At 72.6% G+C, this 18489-nt stretch carries 21 protein-coding genes; 14 read left to right on the top strand and 7 right to left on the bottom strand.

All coding sequences use genetic code 11. The annotated features are described in order from the left end of the window. Positions 1-105 precede the first annotated feature (105 nt). Positions 106-744: a helix-turn-helix domain-containing protein gene (locus ACIBH1_RS24405; RefSeq protein ID WP_397316196.1), complete on the top strand. Its 639-nt coding sequence runs from the start codon at positions 106-108 to the stop codon at positions 742-744. On the opposite strand, the gene ACIBH1_RS24400 is transcribed toward ACIBH1_RS24405, so the two are convergent. From ACIBH1_RS24400 to ACIBH1_RS24385, 4 genes are all read right to left on the bottom strand, one after another. Continuing rightward, positions 670-2211, bottom strand: coding sequence for an amino acid permease (locus ACIBH1_RS24400; protein WP_397316195.1), 1542 nt, complete (start codon positions 2209-2211; stop codon positions 670-672). The two genes, ACIBH1_RS24405 and ACIBH1_RS24400, sit on opposite strands and share 75 nt — an antisense overlap. Positions 2212-2316: 105 nt before the next feature. After that, positions 2317-2940: a DUF1524 domain-containing protein gene (locus ACIBH1_RS24395; RefSeq protein ID WP_397316194.1), complete on the bottom strand. Its 624-nt coding sequence runs from the start codon at positions 2938-2940 to the stop codon at positions 2317-2319. An 11-nt stretch (positions 2941-2951) separates the two neighbouring features. Further along, positions 2952-3302, bottom strand: coding sequence for an ACT domain-containing protein (locus ACIBH1_RS24390; RefSeq protein ID WP_397316193.1), 351 nt, complete (start codon positions 3300-3302; stop codon positions 2952-2954). Beyond that, positions 3299-4057, bottom strand: a complete 759-nt coding sequence (locus ACIBH1_RS24385) for a helix-turn-helix domain-containing protein (protein ID WP_397316192.1) — start codon at positions 4055-4057, stop codon at positions 3299-3301. The genes ACIBH1_RS24390 and ACIBH1_RS24385 overlap by 4 nt, the downstream gene beginning before the upstream one ends. A gap of 55 nt (positions 4058-4112) precedes the next feature. Between ACIBH1_RS24385 and ACIBH1_RS24380 the strand changes: the two genes are divergently transcribed. The 3 genes from ACIBH1_RS24380 to ACIBH1_RS24370 are packed head-to-tail and all read left to right on the top strand — an operon-like array spanning position 4113 to position 5762. After that, a complete protein-coding gene (locus ACIBH1_RS24380) occupies positions 4113-4925 on the top strand; it encodes a phytanoyl-CoA dioxygenase family protein (RefSeq protein WP_397316191.1) in 813 nt (270 codons plus the stop codon). Then, complete coding sequence (locus ACIBH1_RS24375) at positions 4922-5182, top strand: hypothetical protein (RefSeq protein WP_397316190.1); 261 nt, start codon at positions 4922-4924, stop codon at positions 5180-5182. Before ACIBH1_RS24380 ends, ACIBH1_RS24375 begins: the two co-directional genes overlap by 4 nt. Positions 5183-5210: 28 nt before the next feature. Next, complete coding sequence (locus ACIBH1_RS24370) at positions 5211-5762, top strand: hypothetical protein (protein WP_397316189.1); 552 nt, start codon at positions 5211-5213, stop codon at positions 5760-5762. Positions 5763-5764: 2 nt separating this feature from the next. Here ACIBH1_RS24370 and ACIBH1_RS24365 read toward each other — a convergent pair whose 3' ends face one another. Both ACIBH1_RS24365 and ACIBH1_RS24360 read right to left on the bottom strand, forming a co-directional pair. After that, on the bottom strand, positions 5765-6244 hold the full coding sequence (locus tag ACIBH1_RS24365) for a DNA starvation/stationary phase protection protein (RefSeq protein WP_397316188.1): 480 nt from the start codon (positions 6242-6244) through the stop codon (positions 5765-5767). A gap of 67 nt (positions 6245-6311) precedes the next feature. Then, positions 6312-7496, bottom strand: a complete 1185-nt coding sequence (locus tag ACIBH1_RS24360) for a PucR family transcriptional regulator (protein WP_397316187.1) — start codon at positions 7494-7496, stop codon at positions 6312-6314. A gap of 198 nt (positions 7497-7694) precedes the next feature. Between ACIBH1_RS24360 and ACIBH1_RS24355 the strand changes: the two genes are divergently transcribed. From ACIBH1_RS24355 to ACIBH1_RS24310, 10 genes are read left to right on the top strand one after another with little or no spacing between them, the layout of a single operon-like run. Further along, positions 7695-8480, top strand: a complete 786-nt coding sequence (locus ACIBH1_RS24355; protein WP_397316186.1) for an ABC transporter ATP-binding protein — start codon at positions 7695-7697, stop codon at positions 8478-8480. After that, positions 8477-9265 (top strand): ABC transporter ATP-binding protein, encoded by a 789-nt coding sequence (locus ACIBH1_RS24350; protein ID WP_397316185.1) that lies wholly within the window; start codon positions 8477-8479, stop codon positions 9263-9265. Before ACIBH1_RS24355 ends, ACIBH1_RS24350 begins: the two co-directional genes overlap by 4 nt. After that, positions 9262-10152 (top strand): branched-chain amino acid ABC transporter permease, encoded by an 891-nt coding sequence (locus ACIBH1_RS24345; RefSeq protein ID WP_397316184.1) that lies wholly within the window; start codon positions 9262-9264, stop codon positions 10150-10152. The genes ACIBH1_RS24350 and ACIBH1_RS24345 overlap by 4 nt, the downstream gene beginning before the upstream one ends. Continuing rightward, on the top strand, positions 10145-11203 hold the full coding sequence (locus ACIBH1_RS24340) for a branched-chain amino acid ABC transporter permease (RefSeq protein ID WP_397316183.1): 1059 nt from the start codon (positions 10145-10147) through the stop codon (positions 11201-11203). Before ACIBH1_RS24345 ends, ACIBH1_RS24340 begins: the two co-directional genes overlap by 8 nt. Then, a complete protein-coding gene (locus tag ACIBH1_RS24335) occupies positions 11193-12476 on the top strand; it encodes an ABC transporter substrate-binding protein (RefSeq protein ID WP_397316182.1) in 1284 nt (427 codons plus the stop codon). The genes ACIBH1_RS24340 and ACIBH1_RS24335 overlap by 11 nt, the downstream gene beginning before the upstream one ends. A gap of 3 nt (positions 12477-12479) precedes the next feature. Continuing rightward, positions 12480-13298 carry an ABC transporter ATP-binding protein gene (locus tag ACIBH1_RS24330; RefSeq protein ID WP_397316181.1) on the top strand — a complete coding sequence of 273 codons (819 nt, stop codon included), beginning with the start codon at positions 12480-12482 and terminating at the stop codon, positions 13296-13298. Further along, on the top strand, positions 13295-13957 hold the full coding sequence (locus tag ACIBH1_RS24325) for an ABC transporter ATP-binding protein (protein WP_397316180.1): 663 nt from the start codon (positions 13295-13297) through the stop codon (positions 13955-13957). The genes ACIBH1_RS24330 and ACIBH1_RS24325 overlap by 4 nt, the downstream gene beginning before the upstream one ends. A gap of 4 nt (positions 13958-13961) precedes the next feature. Continuing rightward, positions 13962-14819 (top strand): branched-chain amino acid ABC transporter permease, encoded by an 858-nt coding sequence (locus tag ACIBH1_RS24320; RefSeq protein WP_397316179.1) that lies wholly within the window; start codon positions 13962-13964, stop codon positions 14817-14819. Beyond that, positions 14816-15823, top strand: a complete 1008-nt coding sequence (locus tag ACIBH1_RS24315) for a branched-chain amino acid ABC transporter permease (RefSeq protein WP_397316178.1) — start codon at positions 14816-14818, stop codon at positions 15821-15823. Before ACIBH1_RS24320 ends, ACIBH1_RS24315 begins: the two co-directional genes overlap by 4 nt. Then, the gene (locus ACIBH1_RS24310; protein ID WP_397316177.1) at positions 15820-17085 is read left to right on the top strand and encodes an ABC transporter substrate-binding protein; all 1266 of its coding nucleotides are present in this window, start codon (positions 15820-15822) and stop codon (positions 17083-17085) included. Before ACIBH1_RS24315 ends, ACIBH1_RS24310 begins: the two co-directional genes overlap by 4 nt. 113 nt (positions 17086-17198) lie before the next feature. On the opposite strand, the gene ACIBH1_RS24305 is transcribed toward ACIBH1_RS24310, so the two are convergent. Further along, complete coding sequence (locus tag ACIBH1_RS24305; RefSeq protein ID WP_397316176.1) at positions 17199-18479, bottom strand: FAD-dependent oxidoreductase; 1281 nt, start codon at positions 18477-18479, stop codon at positions 17199-17201. Between the last annotated feature and the right edge of the window lie 10 nt (positions 18480-18489).

Below are 18489 nucleotides of genomic sequence, written 5' to 3'. Positions count from 1 at the left end.
AGAAATTAGGAGGCGGACGTTTCCCCCGGTGCGCGCCCAGGTTTCCACCGTGTCACCGAAAGCTCACCGTCCGGCCGGGTACCGGCGCTGTGAAAGGATCGGCTGGTGAGCAGACGAGGGGTCGGGCGGCCCAGGGCGGTCGCGCGTCCCGACACCGGGTTGTCGGCCCGTGAGGAGTTGCTCGCCGCCGCCGCCGAGCTGTTCACCGTCAACGGCTACAGCGCCACCACCACACGCGAGGTCGCGGAACGGGCCGGGATCCGGCAGGCGACGATGTACCACTACTTCGCGGGCAAGGAAGCGCTCCTCGCCGAGCTGCTGGAGAGCACGGTGCGGCCCTCGCTGGAGGCGGCGCGCCTGCTGGCCGCCTCCGAGGCGCCCGCCGGGGCGCGGCTGTGGGCGCTGGCCTGCCGTGACGCGGCGCTGCTGTGCTCGGGCGCGCACAATCTGGGTGCGCTCTACCTGCTGCCGGAGGCCGACCGGTTCGAGGAGTTCCAGGCTCTGCGGGCCGCGCTCAAACGGGCCTACGCCGGCCTGCTCGCGCCCATCACCACCGACCGGCTCCGGGCCGAGCTGGTCTTCTCCGTGGTGGAGAGCGTCATCCTGATCCGCAGGAACGCCTCCGCCTTCGCGGTCGAGCCGATGGCGGAGGCGATCGCGGACGCCGCCCTACGCGTTGGCGGCGTCGGTGAGGACGACCTGGCCGACCTGCGGAAGCTCGGCCGCGCGCTTCTTGGCGGCTGACCAGCGGTAGAGCAGGCCCGCTCCCACCGCCACGGCCAGGAACAGCACGGTGAACCACTGGAAGTACCACTCGCCGCTGGCCGGGGCGTAGACCTCTGCCCGCGGCCAGGCGAGGTTGACGGCCATGCCGACGCCGTACAGCACGGCCAGCACGTTGACCGGCAGCCCCCAGCGGCCCAGCGAGAACAGCGGGCGGCCGTTCTCGTCGGTCCCGGCCGGGGCGCCGCCCTTCCACGAGCCCTTCAGCCGCTGGTAGAGCAGCGGGCCGGTGACCAGGGCGTAGGCGATGTAGAGGGCGACGATGCAGGTGGTTCCGACGGCCAGGAACGCGTCGGGCGAGACGAAGTTGATCGCCACGATGACGGCCGCGAGCACGCCGGTGACCAGCGCGGGCCCGGCCGGCATGCCGGTGCGGGGCGAGACCCTGGCCAGGCGGGAGGAGAAGGGCACGACGCCGTCGCGGGCCATCGAGAAGAGCATGCGGGTCGCGGCGGTCTGGATCGCCAGCGTCGCGACGCAGATCGCCACCACCACGTCCACCAGCAGCAGCTTGCCGACCCCGTCGCCGAGGGTGCTCGTCAGCACGTACGACAGGCCCTCGGTGGCCAGGCGGCCGTCGGTGAGGCTGGGCGCGGCCAGCAGCGCGGCGAAGACGATCAGGCACGCCAGCAGCCCGGCCGCGCCGAGCGCGGTGAGGATCGTGCGCGGCGCGACCGCGGAGGGCTTGCGGGTCTCCTCGCTGAGCTCGCCGGCGCTGTCGAAGCCGATCAGCACGTAGGCGGCGGCGAACGCCGCGACCAGCAGGGCGGCGAAGGCGCTGCCCGGCATGCCGGTCTCGAAGGTGATCGTGGGCGTGCGGTCGGCGTGCGTCAGCAGCAGCACGACGATGAGGACGGCGCCGATGATCTCGGCGGTGACGCCGACGACGTTGATCCTGGCCATGATCCGGTTGTCGAGGACGTTGATCACGGTCGTGGCGGCCAGCAGGATCACTCCGAACAGCGCGGCGTTGGCCGCGCCGTCCGCCGAGACGGGCGAGGTGTCGGTGCCGATCAGCTGGAAGCCCGGCCAGATCGCCGGGAGCACGACCTGCAGGGCCAGGGCGGCGGCCGCGATCACCACGACCTGGCCCAGCACCATGATCCAGCCCGCGAACCAGCCGACGGCCGCGGTGCCCATGCGGGTCGACCACTGGTAGATCGCCCCGGAGATCGGGTAACGCGCGGCCAGCTCCGCGAAGCACAACGCCACCGTCAGCTGCCCGGCCAGCACCAGCGGCCAGGTCCAGAAGAAGGCCGGGCCTCCGAAGGAGTAGCCGAGGGCGAAGAACTGGAAGACCGTGGTCAGGACCGAGATGAAGGAGAAGCCGGCCGCGAAGGAGGCGTAGCGCCCCATGCTGCGGCGCAGCTCCTGCCGGTAGCCGAACTGCTCGAGGACGCTCTGGTCGATGGGGGGTGCGGACGCCATGGGGTCTCCCCGGGGAGGCAATTTCTGTCGATTGACAGATAAGTAACGCCGCCCCGTTTCCCCCACGTGTCCCGGGTGTGTGCCGGTCGTAACGGTGCCCTCACATCAGCAGGTGCGCAGCATGTTCAGCAACGCCGTGCGCTCGCCGCGGGTGACGAACAGCTTGTAGTGGTGCTTCACGGAGATCCACGAGATGGCGTACCTGCACCAGTAGGCGCGCCTCGGCGGGCGCCAGCTCTGCGGGCCCTGGCCGCCCTTGGCGATGTTCACCGAGTGGCTGACCGCCTTCAGCTCGGGGCGCCACAGGTCGTTGGCGAAGGCACGCCGCTTGGCCTGGCTCCAGCGTTTGGCGCCCGAGCGCCAGGCGTAGGCCAGCGGCACCATGTGGTCGACGTCGACGTGGCGCTCGCTCCTGAGCCACTTGCCGTCGTAGGGGCTGTACCAGCGTCCCTTGACCGGGTGGCAGGAGGAGTTGCGCCTGACCCCCTTGCCGTCCCTGGCCAGCACCACCTCGCGCGTGTCGCACCTGCCCCTGTGGTTCGCCCAGCGAGGCTGGAAACGTTTGTGGCTGTATCCGCGAATCGACAGTGCCTTGGCCACCTTCAGCTGCGCCAGCATGCGACGGGCCTGGGCCTCCGACTTCGGCGCCGCCTCGGCCGGGGCGGGTGCCAGGGGGATGACCAGGACGCTGAGTGCGGCGGCTCCTGCCGCGCGGATACGGGGGATCATGGTCCCTAGCTTTACATATCGACCCGGTGTCCCTCCGCCTCCAGAGCCGCGACCGCCTCCTTGAGCCGGTGCTCCGGCACCAGGACGAGGTCGGCGTGGAAGGTCGAGGCCGCGAAGACCGCGATCTCGGCGTCCGCGAGCGGCCCGACGACGTCGGCCAGGGCGCGCACGTTGTGCTTGGCCGCCTTGCCGTACAGGCCGACCCAGCGCTCGCCCGAGCCGGTCGGCCACGTCTCGCGCACCACCGTGAGGCCCTCGGGTGCGCGCACCAGGGCGATCCACTCGTCGTCTTCCGGGAAGGTGGCGTGCGGCAGGTGCTCGACGGCGAAGACGGACGGGACGACGCCCAGGTGCTGAGTCATGCGTCGTATCTAAGCGCACGCGGCGACGAGCCGAACTCACGACGGCACGCCTTGTTGAAGGCCTGGAGGTCGGGGATGCCGACCTGGGCGGCGATGGCGGGGATGGCGAGCGTCGACTCGCGCAGCAGGTGCAGGGCGCGTGTCAGGCGCCGCCTGCGCAGGTAGCCGACGACGGTGTCGCCGGTCTGGGCACGGAACAGGCGGGTGAGGTGGTTGTGCGACACCCCGGCGGCGCGGGCGATGGCGGGGACGGTGAGCGGGGCGGCCAGGTTGGCCTCGATGTGGTCCGTGGCCGCCGCGATCACCGCGTGCGGGCGTTCCGCCTGGGGCAGGTCGGCCACGCGCCAGAGCACGCTCCACACCTCGGCCGACATGCGGGCGGGGCCCGCGGTGACAGCGGTGCGCAGGGCTGCCGCGATGGCGGGCGCGTGGTCGCCGGTGTCGCGCATGACGGGCACGGTGCGCCGCTCCTGCGCGCCCGGCAGGCGGAAGTGGGCGTACAGGTGCTGCGAGCGGCCGGTGTAGTGGTAGTGCACCTCGGCTCCCGGCGGGATGAGGCTGAGCCGTCCTGGCCTGATGAGGTGCTCGGCTCCCCCGACGACGAGCCGGGCCGCGTAGCCGTACAGGTGCAGTTGCCACAGGTCGGGCAGGCGGAAGACGTCGTGGGGGCGGGCGACGCCGTGCACGCCGATCCCGGCGCTGGCGACGTCGGGGGGTTCCGACAGGGGCAGGGTCACCTGGTGAAAATCAACCACCGTCTGATGATTTCATCCCATTTCAGGCGCGCCGCGGGGCCGTACGGTCGGACGCGTGCCAACCACTTGCCTGACTTCAGTCCAGGTGGCGCGCTTCGTGGCGGCAGGTTACCTGCGCCTCGACGCCGTCGTCCCCGACGAGCTCAACGACCGCGCGATCGGCGTGCTGGAGGCGGGCCTGCCCGCCGTCCCGTACGGCACGCCGATCGAGCAGGCCTTCCCCACGGGAAGCTTCACCCGCGACCTACTGGAGGTGCCCGAGGTCGCCGGAGCGCTGCGCGGCCTGCTGGGACCGGGCGCCACCGTCGACCACCACGCCGTGCACGTGCGCCGGCCGCGCGGCGGCCAGGCCCAGCCGCTCCACGGCGACGCGATCATCGACGTCCGTCCCGACGCCTTCGACGTGCAGCTCATGTACTACCCGCGCGCGGTCGAGGCCGACATGGGCGGCACCCTGGTCGTGCCCGGCAGCCACCTGCGCCGCACCAACGAGAGCGACACCGGCCGCTACCAGAACCTGCTCGGCCAGGTGCGGCTGACCTGCCCGGCGGGCACGGTGATGCTGCTGCACCACGGCATCTGGCACGGCGGGCGCCGCAACGACAGCGACGTCCGGCGCCACATGTACAAGATCCGCTTCAACCCGAAGGTGCCGCAGGTGCTGCTGTGGGACACCGCCGACCTGCACGACCCCGCCGTGAAGCAGGAGCTCGACCGGCGATTCCCCTGGTACGAGCACGCCACGGGACGCCTGGAGGTCCACAACCGGGTGCACCTGTGGCGCACCATGACCGCCGACCCGGCCTTCGACATCGACTACTGGGCCACCCGCGTGAGCAACCGTCCCCTCCTCCGGAGCGCCGTATGAAGCAGCAGGTCCTCGTCCTCTACCTGGCCAACTCCTCGCTCGACGCGCCGGTGGTGGGCTGGTCGTCGTACGACGGCACCGGGGCCACCCGGCCCACCGCGGGCGACAGTGACGAGCCGCCCTACCGGAGCGGGGTGGAGGCGCTGTGCGACGGCTGGCGGTTGTTCCAGGCCTCGCAGCTGATCCCGCCGTACCCGGGGCACGAGTACGACACCTCGTTCCTCAAGCACGAGTTCTTCTTCGAGAAGCTCGCTTAGAGGGACGCCGGGAGGGCAGGGCGAATCCATGCCCCATGCCGGCAAGCTCCTCGCGGGATCACTGATCGTGTTCGCGGCGGCCGGGTGCACCGGCCTGTCGTACGACTCCGACGACGTCACCCGCTTCCACCACCCGCAGAACGAAGGCGCGAACGCCAGCTTCCGTGGCGTGCACCTGCGCAACGCCTACCTCCTGGGTCAGGAGGAGGAGACCTCCTCGCCCGTCGACATGCCGCTCTACCTGGTGATCGTCAACGCCGCCGACCGGCCGGACCGGCTGGAGCGGGTCCAGGTGGAGGGCGGGGGCGAGGTACGGCTGGCCGGGCCGATCGAGCTGCCGCCGCACCAGCCGGTCGGCGCCGCGCAGCCGATCGGCACGGTGAGCGGGGTGAAGGGCTCGGGCTCGGCTTGGATGGTCTTCCAGCTGCGCGAGGCCGGGGCGGTACGGCTGGCCGTACCGGTCAAGCCGCGTACGGGCCTCTACGCGACCATGACCCCCAGCCCGATGAGCTCCAGCCCGATGACCCCGAGCCCGACGGCGCCCAGCCCGACGGCGCCCAGCCCTTCCCCTTCCGGCTGAGGTCAGCCGGCCTCGGCCGCCTGCGCCTCGAACATCCACGCCTGCTTGTCGAGGTCGCGCGCCACCGCGATGAGCACGTCCTGGCTCACCGGGTCCGCCTCGGACAGCGCCGAGATCCGCTCGCGCAACCGGCCGCCGGATGCCCGCAGGATCCGCACCATGCCCTGGACGACGGCCTTGTCGGCGACCCATCCCGCCGCGCCGGTGCCGGGCCCGTGCGCGGAGGCCACGGTCTGGGCACGGCCGTCGGGGTTGACGCCCACGGCCACCGACCGCTCGGCGACGGTGTCGGCGTGCGCACGCGTGATCGCCACGATCTCGTCCAGCTGCAGGTGCAGCGACCGGAACCGGGGCCCGACCAGGTTCCAGTGGTACTGCTTGGCGACCAGTGAGATGTCGATCAGCTCGACCAGCGTGCCCTGCAGGGCCTCGCCGGCGAGCTTGCTCTCGGCCTCGCCCAGCGGGCTGCTGATGATCGTCATGATGCTTCCCCTCCTCGGTGACGGTCAGGTTTGGCGACCTTCCCGCAACCGGCCGGAGCATGCCTGATCAGGTGGTTTCGGGCAGCCGCCGCACCGCTTCGAGGGCCAGCGCGATGTCGACGATGTCGCGCGGGCGGGCCAGCGAGCGCCCGGTGAGCTGCTCGATCCTGCGCACCCTGTTGATGATCGTGTTGCGGTGGCAGAACAGGCGCCTGGCGGCCCTGGCGGCCGAGCCGTCGCAGGCCATCCAGGTCTCCAGCGTGGTCAGGAGCAGATCGCGGTCGGCGGCGTCGAGGGCGAGCAGCGGGCCGAGGGTCCCGGCGACCAGGTGACCGGCCAGGTCGGGCTGGGTGATGACCAGGACGGCGGGGATGCGCGCGTCGAGCCTGGCCAGTTCGGGGCCGCCGTCGAGGCAGGTGCGCATGGCCAGGGTGGCCAGTTCGTGGGCGCCGCCCAGCTCGGTCAGCCCGCCGACGACCGGGCTGACGCCGCCGACGCCGCTGACGATGAGGCTCAGTTCCTGGCACAGCTCGTCGAGGGTGACCTCGCCGAGGGCGGCCACGGCCACCTCGTGACCGGCGCGCATGCGCCACAGCAGGCGGGCGCCGCCGAGCGAGCCGGGCAGGCGCACGTCGTCCTGGTGGCGGTAGCCGGCGAAACGCACGGTGACGACGGCGTAGCGGCCGCGCTCGGGCAGGTCGAGCGAGGCGGCGGCGGTGCGCACGACTCCGGCGTCGGCGGTGCCGTCGAGCAGCGCGTCGAGGAGAGCGTCGATCCGCTCCTTGCTGCGGCCCAGGATCTCCTGCTCCCGCCTGCTGTAGGTGTCGCACGTCACCATGCACTGCCTGTCGATCGCGTGCCAGACGTGGCCCGCGGCGCGCACCAGCACGCCGAGCCGGTCGGGGAACTCGCGTTCCGTGTACTCCACCATCGCCGTCCAGGTGACCTGGCCGGCGATGCGGTACATGCGTAACAGCGAGTCCAGCGGCAGTCCCTGCTCGGCCCTGCGTTGCGCCATGGCCGCGGTGAAGACCAGGTCGCGGCGCTCGGAGGGTTCCTGCAGGATCGCCGCGAGGCCCTGGCGCACACCCTCGCGGGTGCTGCTCCAGTGGTCCTCGTAGGAGACGTACGCGCAGTACACCTCGTCGGCCTGCCGTACCCGGTCGACCAGGTCGTCGGTCAGCCGGGTCAGGTGGTGCTCGAGCAAGGCGCCGGCAGCGGTTCGCAACGTCTGGCGGACGTCCTCGTCCACGAACGAATGAGGGCGCATTCCCCGAGGTTGCCACCGACCATTTGTCTAGAACAAGGCTCTGTAGCGATTTGTGACCTGGCCCTGTGCGGGTGCACAACGGGCGCGCCGCCCGGCTGGGCAGCGCGCCCGACTTGCGCCGGGGATCTGGACGACGGCGCACGTCAGAGGTTTGGGTGAGCCCGCATGGGAGGACAGTGAATGGCTGAGCTGACAATCGCGGACCTCGCGGTGGACTACGGTCCGGTGCGGGCGCTGGGCGGGATCACCCTCAGCGTGCCGTCCGGCTCGATCGTGGCGGTGCTGGGCGCCAACGGCGCGGGCAAGACGACGTTGCTGCGCGCGGTCTCGGGAACGCTCCGATTCCACCGCGGACGGGTCACCGGCGGACGGATCGGCCTCGAAGGCGACCGGGTCGACGGGCTGGCCGCGGCGGCGGTGGTCCGGCGCGGCGTGACGCACGTGCCCGAGGGGCGCCGCGTCTTCGCTCGCATGACGGTCGCGGAGAACCTTCGGGCGGGCGGACTGGGCACGCCGCGCGCCGAGGCGGCCAGGGCCGCCCAGTGGGTGCGCGAACTCTTCCCGGTGCTGGCCGAGCGCGCCCACCAGCGCGCGGGCCTGCTGTCGGGCGGCGAGCAGCAGATGCTGGCCATCGGCAGGGCCCTCATGGCCGACCCGAAGGTGCTGCTGCTCGACGAGCCGACGCTGGGCCTGGCCCCGCAGATGGCCGCCCGCATCGCCCAGACCGTCCGCACGATCAACGCAGCGGGCACCTCGGTCCTGCTGGTCGAGCAGAACGTCGTCATGGCGCTCTCGCTGGCCTCCCACGCCTACGTGCTGGAGGTCGGGCAGGTCACCCTGGAGGGCCCGGCGTCCGAGCTCGCGGGCAGCGACGAGGTACGGCGCCGCTACCTGGGCGAGACCGGGGAGCAGGAGGCGCTGGAGGCGCTCGAATCGCGGGCCGGGTTGTCGAGGTGGTCCGCGTGACCCCGACATACCGACCAGACGGTACGCCCGCCTTGGAGGTCCGCGACGTGACCGTCCGCTTCGCCGGCCTCACCGCGCTCGACGCCGTCAGCTTCACCGTGGAGCCCGGCACCGTGCACGCGGTCATCGGCCCCAACGGCGCGGGCAAGTCCACCTGCTTCAACGTGCTGTCCGGCGTCTACCGGGCGACCACGGGCAGCGTGCGCTTCGGCACCGCCGAGCTGACCTCGCTGCGCCCGCACGAGGTCGCGGCGCTGGGCGTGGCCAGGACCTTCCAGAACATCGCCCTGTCGCCGCGCCTGCCGGTGCGCGACAACCTGCTGCTGGGCCGCCACCGGCTCACCCGCGCCGGGTTCGTCGCCTCCGGGCTGCGCCTGCCCGCCGCCCGCCGCGAGGAGCGTGCCCACCTGGCCCGCGTCGCCGAGATCGCCGAGTTCGTCGGCCTCGGCGCCTACCTGGCCGCCCCGGTCGGGCTGCTGCCGTACGGCGTGCAGAAGCGGGTCGAGCTGGCCAGGGCCCTGGCGATGGAGCCGAAGCTGCTCCTGCTCGACGAGCCGGTCGCCGGCATGAACAGCGGCGAGCGGGTGGAGATGGCCGAGCTGATCCTCTCGGTCAAACGCAGCCTGGGCATCTCGATCCTGCTCGTCGAGCACGACATGGGCATGGTCATGCGGCTGGCCGACCGGGTCACCGTCCTGGACTTCGGCAAGCGCATCGCCGACGGGCCGCCCGACGAGGTGCGCGCGGACCCCAAGGTCATCGGCGCCTACCTGGGGGAATCGTGATCACCTTCATCGAACTGCTGGTCAACGGCATCTCCATCGGAGCCGTCTACGCGCTGATCGCGCTCGGCTTCGTGATCATCTTCAAGGCCACCGAGGTGGTGAACTTCGCCCACGCCTCGCTGCTGCTGGCCGGCGGCTACGTGGTGGCGCGCATGCACCCCTACGTCGGCTTCTGGCTCGCCCTGCTGATCGGGATCGCCGCCGCGGCGGTCGTGGGCGCGCTGGTGGAGTTCCTCGTCATCCGCCGCTCCAAGGCCGCCAATCACAGCGTGCTGGCCATCGTGACGATCGGCGTCGACATCGTGCTCACCACCGAGCTGACCCGGCGCGTCGGCACCGAGGTGCTGGCCATGGGCGACCCGTGGGAGTCCGGCGTGGTGCACCTGGGGCCGATCACGATCGCGCAGACCAGGATCGCCGCGCTGGTGGTGGCCGCCCTGCTGATCACCTCCTTCCTGCTGGCGTTCAAGTTCACCGGCTGGGGCGTGGCGATGCGGGCCACCGCCGAGGATCCCGAGACGGCCGCCCTCATGGGCGTGCGGCTGGGCCGGGTCTCGCTCAGCGCCTGGGCCGTCGCGGGCGGGCTGGCCGCGGTCGCGGCGCTGTTCCTGTGCGTCTTCCCGACGCCGGGACTGGACCGCAGCTCGTCGCTGGCGGCGCTGAAGGCCTTCCCCGCCGCGATACTCGGCGGCCTCGACTCCACCACGGGCGCCCTGGTCGGCGGCCTGGTCGTGGGCGTCACCGAGGCCCTGATGACCGGCTACCAGAACGACCTGGCCTTCCTGGGACGCGGCATCGGCGACGTCGCCCCCTTCCTCGTCATGATCGTCATCCTGCTGCTGCGGCCCGCCGGGCTGTTCGGAACCAAGGAGCTGGCCCGTGTCTAGGCTCATCACCTGGGCGGCCGTGCTGGTCGCGTTCGTGGCGGTGCCCTTCTACCTCGAAGGCTTCTGGCTGCAGACCGGGCTGTTCGCGATGTCGGCGGCCGTCGGAGCGATCGGCATCAACCTGCTGACCGGCGCCACCGGCCAGCTGTCCATGGGGCACGCCTTCTTCCTGGCCGTCGGCGCCTACGCCTACGTGTCGTTCTCCGACGACCTGGGCCTGCCCACCCCGATCGCCGCCGTGCTGGCGGTCCTGCTCGCGGGGGTGGCGGGCGGGCTGTTCAGCCCGATCGCCGGGCGGCTCAAGGGCGCCTACCTGGGCATCGCCACGCTGGCGCTGATCTTCGGCGGGCAGCACCTGCTCTTCAACGTCGAGCACGTCACGGGCGGATTCAACGGCCGGGCCGTCCCTCCCCTGGAGATCTTCGGCTTCTCCTTCGCCGACAAGCCCGAGCTGATCCTGATGAACGTGCCCTTCGGCTCCCTGGAGCGGCTGTGGTTCCTGGGCGGCGCGCTGCTGCTCCTGGCCGCGCTGTTCGCCCGCGGGGTGCTGCGCGGCCGGCCGGGCCGCGCCATGAACACCATCCGCGACCACGAGATCGCCGCCGGGGTCATGGGCGTGCCCGTCACCCGCTACCGCGCGGGCGCCTTCGTGCTGTCGTCCATGTACGGCGGGCTGGCCGGGGTCATGCTCGCCCTGGTCTTCCAGCGGACCGTGCCCGACTACTTCGGCATCCTGCTCTCCCTCGACTACCTCGCCATGATCGTGATCGGCGGGCTCGGCTCGGTCGGCGGCGCGGTGATCGGCGCCGTGTTCGTCTCGCTGCTGCCGCAGCTGCTCACCCGCTACAGCGACGCCCTGCCGCTGGTCAGCGCGCCCGGCTCGGGCGGGGTCTCCCCCGCCGAGGCCGCCCGCCTGCTGTATGGCGCGGCCGTGGTCGGCGTCGTGCTCTTCCTTCCCGGGGGCCTGCTCGGCCTCCTGCGCTCCCTGCGCCTGCGACTCCCCTCGTTGCCCACCCCGTTACCCGACACCAGGAGCTCACATGTCTCGTAATCGCACGGCCGCCCTCAGGGGCGCGGCCGCGCTCCTCGCGCTGGCGCTGGCGGCCACCGCCTGCGCCAGCGAGAAGGCCACCGGCGGCGCCCAGCCCTCCGCGTCGGCGGGCGGCGACGGGGTCAAGACCGGCCCCGGCGTGACCGCCGACACCATCACCCTGAGCCTGCTCACCGACCTGACCGGGCCCTACGCCTCCTTCGGCAAGAGCCTGACCCAGGCGCAGCAGCTCTACTTCGAGCAGATCAACACCGCGGGCGGCATCTGCGGGCGCAAGATCGAGACGATCGTGCGCGACCACGGCTACGACCCGCAGAAGGCGATGGCCTCCTACACCGAGGTCTCGCCGAAGACCGCCGCGATCCCGCAGTTCATCGGCTCGCCCATGGTCACCGCGCTCAAGGACAAGATCACCGGCGACAAGATCCTCACGATCCCGATGGCGTGGGCGACCGGCCTGCTCGGCAGCGAGGCCATCCAGGTCACCGGCACCACCTACGACATCGACATGATCAACGCCGTCGACTACCTGGTCAAGGAGAAGGGCATCAAGGCCGGGGACAAGATCGGGCACCTGTACTTCGAGGGCGACTATGGCGAGAGCGCCCTGGCGGGCTCCAAGTTCGCCTCCGAGAAGCTGGGCCTGGAGCTTGTCGAGCAGAAGATCAAGGCGACCGACCAGGACATGACCGCGCAGGTGGCCGCCTTCAAGAAGGCGGGCATCAAGGCGGCGCTGGTCTCGGTCGGGCCGCGCCAGACCGCCTCGCTGGTCGGCGTGGCCCTGGCCGGCGGCATGGACGTGCCGTTCGTGGGCAGCAACTCCGCCTACAGCCCGCAGCTGCTGGCCACCCCGGCGGCGCCCGCGCTGCTGAAGGACTTCACCTACGTGACCGCGGGCGCGCCCATCAGCGCCCCGCTGCCCGCCTACCAGAAGCTGATCACCGACTACCAGGGCAAGTACGCCGGCCAGACGCTCGACAGCGGCGTCGCGGCGGGCTGGACCGCGGCGATCATCGTCGGCGACGCGCTCCGCAAGGCGTGCGAGGCCAAGGACCTGAGCCGGGAGGGCATCATCGCCGCCCACCGCGGCCAGAAGGCCTGGGAGGCCGGGCTCGGCGGCGAACCGCAGGACTTCAGCGCCTTCGACCGTCCCGCCTCGCGTGCCTCGTACGTGGTCAAGCCCGACAAGCAGGCGGTGGGCGGCGCCGTCATCCTCAAGGAGGCCGCCGTCTCCGACCTGGCCAAGGAGTACTCCGTGCCAGCGGCGGGCTGAGCCGTGGCCGGGCCGTTGCCCGAGGGGCGCTTCCCGCTGAGCTGGTTCCCCTCGGGCCCCCTGGGAGCGTTGCTGGAGGTCAGGGGACTGACCATGCGCTTCGGCGGCCTCACCGCCCTGGCCGGCGTCGACCTCGACGTCGGCGAGGGCGAGCTGGTCGGCCTCATCGGCCCCAACGGGGCGGGCAAGAGCACCCTGCTCGACTGCCTGACCCGGCGGTGCTCTCCGCAGGAGGGGTCGATGCGGCTGGGCGGCCAGGAGCTGGGCGAGCTGCCCCCGCACCAGGTCGCCGGGTACGGCATCGCCCGCACCTTCCAGAACGCCGCCCTGTTCCCGGGACTGTCGGTGCGCGAGAACGTGATGGCGGGAGCGCACCGGCACGGCCGGGCGGGGTTCTGGGACGCCGCGCTGGGGCGGACCACGGCCGAGGAGCGGTGGCTGGGCGAGCAGGCCGACGCGCTGCTGGAGACCTTCGGCCTGAGCGCCTACGCCGACCATCCGCCGGCGGCGCTGCCGTACGGGCTGACCAAGCGGATCGAGATCGCCCGCGCCCTTGCGGCCGGTCCGCGGCTGCTGCTGCTCGACGAGCCGGCCGGGGGGCTGGCTCCGGGCGAGGTGCCCGCCTTCGCCCAGCTGATCGCCCGCCTGCACCGCGAGCGGGGACTGACGATCATCGTCGTGGAGCACCACATGGAGTTCGTGCTCGCGCTGTGCCGCAGGATCGTCTGCCTGGAGCTGGGACACAAGATCGCCGACGGCCCGGCGCAGGTCGTGCGGAACGATCCCGCGGTGATCAGCGCCTGCCTGGGAGTGGTGCGATGAGCGGGTTACGGGTGAGCGGGCTGCGCGCGGAGTACGGCGCGGCCCGCGTGCTGCACGGCGTCGACCTGGACGTGGGCGACGGCGAGATCGCGGTGCTCACCGGGCCCAACGGCGCGGGCAAGACCACGCTGCTGAGAGCGCTGTCGGGGCTGGTCAGGGCGCGCGGCACGGTGACGCTCGACGGCGTGCGGCTGCTGGGGCGCCGCCCCGAGGAGATCGCCAGGCTCGGGGTCTGGCACGTCACCCAGGAGGGCGGCACCTTCGCCCCGCTGACCGTCAGGGAGAACCTGCGCGTCGGCGCGCGGTCCGGGCGGCACTTCGCCGCCGACCTGGAATGGCTGTTCGGCTACTTCCCGGTGCTGCAGGCGCACCTCAGCCAGCCGGCCGGGACGCTGAGCGGCGGCGAGCAGCGGCTGCTGGCCATCGGCAGGGCGCTGCTGGCACGGCCCCGCCTCCTGCTGCTCGACGAGCCGCTGCGGGGGCTGGCTCCACGCGCGGAGGGTGTGCTGTTCCAGGCCATCCACGCGATCAACAGGCACGAGGGAACCATGATGATCATCGTCGAGCACCACGTGGCGACCGCCCTCCGGATCGCGCACCGCTCCTACGTCGTGGAGTCGGGCAAGATCGCCGACCTGCGCACCCGCTGGAGGTGGTGAGAGCGTGTTCTTCCAGCAACTCGCGGAAGGGCTGGGCGCCGGGGCCGGGTACGCCGCTCTGGCGCTGGCCCTCGTGCTCGCCTACCGCTTCACCGGGATCGTCAACTTCGCCCAGGGCGAGCTGGCCCTGCTGGCCACCTACGTCGCCTGGCAACTGGTCGACTCCGGCCTGCCGTACTGGGCGGCGCTGCCCGTGACCGTGGCCGTCGCCTTCGCCGCCGGCATGCTGACCGAGCGGGTCCTGATCAGGCGCGTGGAGTCCGCGCCGGGACCGATCAGTCCCGTCGTGGCCACGATCGGCCTGTACGTGCTGGTCAACGCGCTCGCCGCGCTCGTGTGGAGCTCGGCGTTGCGCGCCTTTCCCAGCCCGTTCCCCGACGCCCCCGCAGGGCTGGCCGCGCTCGCCGCGGCGGGGCTGGCCGGGCTGGTGCTCGGCGCGCTCGCCCTGGTGGTACGTCACACCGGGCTCGGGCTGGTGATGCGAGCGGTCGCCGCCGACCCGCGCACCGCCCGGCTGTCCGGCATCAGGGTCGGGCGGGTGGCCGCCCTGGGCTGGGGCGCGGCCTCCGCCGTCGGCGCGTTGTCGGGAGTGCTGCTCGCGCCGTCGCTTTTCCTGGAGCCCGCGATGATGACCGGGGTCCTCGTCTACGCCTTCGCCGCCGCCGTGCTCGGCGGGTTCGACAGCGCGCCCGGCGCGGTGATCGGCGGGCTGATCGTGGGCGTCACCGAGACGCTCTGCGGCACCTACCTGGGATTCGTCGGCGCCGACCTGAAGATCGCGGTGCCGCTCGTGCTGATCGTCGCGGTGCTGCTGCTGCGACCGCGGGGCCTGTTCGGCTCCGCACCCGTGGAGCGGGCGTGAACGCCGTCGCCGCCGGGCACCGGCGGGTCCCGGTCGGTCACGAGGCGGGCGACCGGCGTCCCGCCTGGCCGTGGCGGCGCACCAGCCTGGCGCTGCTGGCGGTGGCCGCCGTGGCGCTGCCGTTCACGCTGCCGCCCTACCGGCTCTTCCAGCTCACCCTGGTGCTGGTGTACACGGTCGCGCTGCTCGGCCTCGACCTGGTCGTCGGGCGCAGCGGCAGGTTGTCGCTGGGGCACGGCGCCTTCTTCGGGGTGGGCGCCTACACCTCGGCGGTGCTCATCGCCCAGTTCGGCGTGCCGTACCCGCTGACCCTGCCCGCCGCCGCGCTGGCCACCTTCGGGCTGGGCTGGGCGGCGGGACGGCCGGCGCTGCGGCTGCGCGGGCTGTACCTGGCCATGGTGACCTTTGCGGTCGCCGTCGTGCTGCCGCCGCTGCTCAAACGCCTGGCCGGGCTGACCGGAGGGGCGATGGGGCTGACGGTGCCGACGCCGGAGGGGCTGCTCGGGCTCGCCGACGACCAGTGGGTCTACTTCCTGGTGCTCCTGGTGACGGCGGCGGCGTTCGCGGGCATGCGGGGCCTGGCGGGCTCGCGTCCCGGCAGGGCGCTGACGGCGCTGCGCGAGCATCCCGCCGCCGCCGAGACGCTCGGCATCCGGGCGGCGACGCACATGACCGCCGCCTTCGCGTGGAGCGCCATGTACGCGGGCGTGGCGGGGGCGCTCTACACCTGGACGGCGGGCTTCGTCTCCCCCGACTCCTTCACCCTGGCGTTGTCGATCACGCTGCTGGCCGGGGTGGTGATCGGCGGCCTCGGCACGCTGGCCGGGCCGGTGCTCGGCGCGTTCGCCGTGCTGGCCGTGCCCGCCGTGGCGCAGGAGTTCGACCCGGCCGCTCCGGGGATCGTGTCGGGGCTGCTGATCCTCCTGATCGTCTACGCGGCGCCCGCGGGGCTGGCCGGGCTGCTGCGCCGTACCCTGTGGGCCCTGCTTCGGAGGCGCGCGTGAAACGCCTGGTCATGGCGCTGGTGCTGGTGCTGGTGCTGATGATGACGGGATGCAGGCCCGGCGAGGAGGTGCTGGCCGGGGCGTGCGCGGGGCAGGTCGGCACGGGCATCACCGCGACCTCCGTCAAGGTGGGCGGCGTCTACCCGCTGTCGGGGCCGGCCTCCGCGTACGCGGCGGTAGCGCAGGGCGTGCGCGCCTACTTCGCGCACGTCAACGACAGCGGCGGCGTGGCGGGCAGGCGCATCGAGTTCCTGGTGCGCGACGACGCCTACCAGCCCGCCCGCGCGGTGGAGGAGGCGCGCAGGCTGGTGCTGCACGACCGGGTGTTCGCGCTGTTCCAGACGCTGGGCACGCCCTCGACCGCGGCCGTGCGCGAGTACGCGCACGAGCACCGGGTGCCGCAGGTGTTCGTCGCCACCGGCGCCACCCGGTGGGGCACCGACGCCACCCGGCCGTGGACGATCGGCTTCCAGCCCAGCTACGTCGCGGAGGCCCGCGTCTACGCCCACTTCCTGGCCAGGACCAGGCCCGAGGCGCGCGTCGCCGTGCTCTACCAGAACGACGACTTCGGCCAGGACCTGCTCGGCGGATTCCGCCGGGCGATCGAGGGCACCTCGGTGCGGATCGTCGCCACCCGCAGCTACGAGGTAACCGACCCGAGCGTGCAGGGCCAGATCGCCAACCTCGCCGACTCCGGCGCCGACGTGCTGCTCGACGTGAGCACGCCCAAGTTCGCCGCCCAGGCGCTGGCCGTCGACGCGGCCATGCCGGGGTGGAACCCGCTGCACATCCTCAACGGCGTGGCCGCCGCGCCGTCGATGCTGAAGGCCGTCGGGCACGCCAAGGTCCAGGGCGTGGTGACCGCCGGGTTCCAGAAGGACCCGGCCGCGCCCGAGGCCGCCGACGACCCCGCCGTGCGCACCTACCTGGCGGCCGTGCGGCGTCACGTGCCCGAGGCCGACCCCGCCGGACAGCAGGTGGTGTACGGCTGGACGGCGGCGCAGGCCTTCGTCAAGGTCCTGGAGGGCATGCGCTGCCCCTCCCGCGAGGCCCTGCGCGCGGCGATGCGCGACCTGCGCAAGGTGGAGCTCGACATGCTGCTGCCTGGCATCACCCTGTCGACCGGGCCGGGCGACGCGTTCCCCATCGAGTCGCTGCAGATGGCGCGTTTCGAGGGGGCGCGCTGGGTGCCGGTGGGCGGCGTCGTCGACACCCGCGCCGAGTTCGGCCCGGTGGAGGCGGATTCCGGCCAGGGGGGCTGATCGGGCGCGCCCAGGTCCCCGTCGGCGCCGGGGGCCTGGGCGCGCTCACCTGCGGCTCGACCGGCGCCGGGGCCTCGCGCTCACCTGCTCGGCCGGCGCCGGAGGCCTTGCGCCTACCCGCTCGGCCGGCGCCGGGTGGTCGCCAGGGCGGCGGCGAGGCCGGTCAGCAGCAGCGCGGCGGCTCCGGCAAGGGCGCGGCGTTGCCACCTCACCCGCCCGCGCACGCGGGCGTAGGGCAGCGTCGAGAACGACACCAGCTCGTACTCCGACACGTACACGCCGGGCAGCAGGTCCTCCAGCCGGTGTTCCAGGGTGCGCACGGCGCGGAAGAGCGGCGAGGCCACCTTGTCGCGCATCTCGACGAAGTTGTTCAGCGCCATCGCCGCGATGGCGTCGGTGTTGGGCCGCCTGCGCTCCTCCAGCAGCGGCAGCGCCCGCGCCCAGTCGCCGCCCGTCTCCTCCAGGCACCGGTCGAGCTCGACGACGTCCTCGAAGCCGCAGTTGGCGCCCTGGCCGTAGAAGGGCACGATGGCGTGCGCGGCGTCGCCGATCAGCGCCACCCTGCCCCCTCGCTGCCAGGGCGTGCAGCGCACCGTGCCGAGCGTGCCGACCGGGTTGCGCGGGTAGGCCTCGGCCAGGTCGGGCACGAGCGGGACCACGTCCGGGTAGACGGCGCGGAAGTGCTCCACGACGACCGGCTCCACCTCGGCGAAGGCCCGCTTCGGCCAGAACAGGGTGCAGGTGAAGGTGCGGTCGGGGTTGGGCAGGGCGATCATCATCGAGTCGCCGCGCGGCCAGATGTGCAGCGCGCCCGGATCCAGCGCGAACTCGCCGTCCACGGCCGGGATCGTCAGCTCCTTGTAGCCGTGGTCGAGCAGGTCGACGTGCTCGTCGAGCTTGATGTGCGCGCGCACGACCGAGGCGGCGCCGTCGGCGCCGAGGATGACGTCGGCTCTGGCGGTGCCGGTGTCGAAGGTCAGCTCGCCGCTCGCCGGGTCCAGGCCGGTCAGCCGGTGACCGAAGAGGATCTTGACGCCGGGGGCCGCCTCGGCGGCGTCGAGCAGGGTGTCGTTGAGCGCCGCCCGGCTGATGGAGTTGATCGCGGCCGTGCCGTCGTGGCTGTAGCTCTGGAAGTCGAGCGGGCCGTCGACGGGGTGGATCATCCGGCCGCGCATCGGCAGCGCCCCGGCCATCACCTTCTCCTCCAGCCCGATGCGGCGCAGCGCGTCGCGGCCGCGGGCGGAGATCGCCAGGTTGATCGACCTGCCGCGCTCGGCGCCGCCCTCGCGCGGGTCGGGGCGCCGCTCGTAGAGGGTGACCTCGTAGCCGCGCCTGGCCAGGTAACAGGCGAGCAGGCAGCCGGTGAGACCGGCGCCAACCACTGCCACGTGCATGCTCGCTCCT

Source organism: Nonomuraea sp. NPDC050663 (genome assembly GCF_044456985.1).
Taxonomy (GTDB): Bacteria; Actinomycetota; Actinomycetes; order Streptosporangiales; family Streptosporangiaceae; genus Nonomuraea.
Note: the sequence above shows the minus strand (reverse complement) of the source record. Positions and strands in the feature narration are given on the sequence as shown.

Coding starts and splice junctions, on each gene's coding strand:
- ACIBH1_RS24335 (WP_397316182.1), top strand. CDS start 11,193: ATGTCTCGTAATCGCACGGCCGCCCTCAGGGGCGCGGCCGCGCTCCTC.
- ACIBH1_RS24355 (WP_397316186.1), top strand. CDS start 7,695: ATGGCTGAGCTGACAATCGCGGACCTCGCGGTGGACTACGGTCCGGTG.
- ACIBH1_RS24375 (WP_397316190.1), top strand. CDS start 4,922: ATGAAGCAGCAGGTCCTCGTCCTCTACCTGGCCAACTCCTCGCTCGAC.
- ACIBH1_RS24370 (WP_397316189.1), top strand. CDS start 5,211: ATGCCCCATGCCGGCAAGCTCCTCGCGGGATCACTGATCGTGTTCGCG.
- ACIBH1_RS24365 (WP_397316188.1), bottom strand. CDS start 6,244: ATGACGATCATCAGCAGCCCGCTGGGCGAGGCCGAGAGCAAGCTCGCC.
- ACIBH1_RS24390 (WP_397316193.1), bottom strand. CDS start 3,302: ATGACTCAGCACCTGGGCGTCGTCCCGTCCGTCTTCGCCGTCGAGCAC.
- ACIBH1_RS24305 (WP_397316176.1), bottom strand. CDS start 18,479: ATGCACGTGGCAGTGGTTGGCGCCGGTCTCACCGGCTGCCTGCTCGCC.
- ACIBH1_RS24395 (WP_397316194.1), bottom strand. CDS start 2,940: ATGATCCCCCGTATCCGCGCGGCAGGAGCCGCCGCACTCAGCGTCCTG.
- ACIBH1_RS24325 (WP_397316180.1), top strand. CDS start 13,295: ATGAGCGGGTTACGGGTGAGCGGGCTGCGCGCGGAGTACGGCGCGGCC.
- ACIBH1_RS24400 (WP_397316195.1), bottom strand. CDS start 2,211: ATGGCGTCCGCACCCCCCATCGACCAGAGCGTCCTCGAGCAGTTCGGC.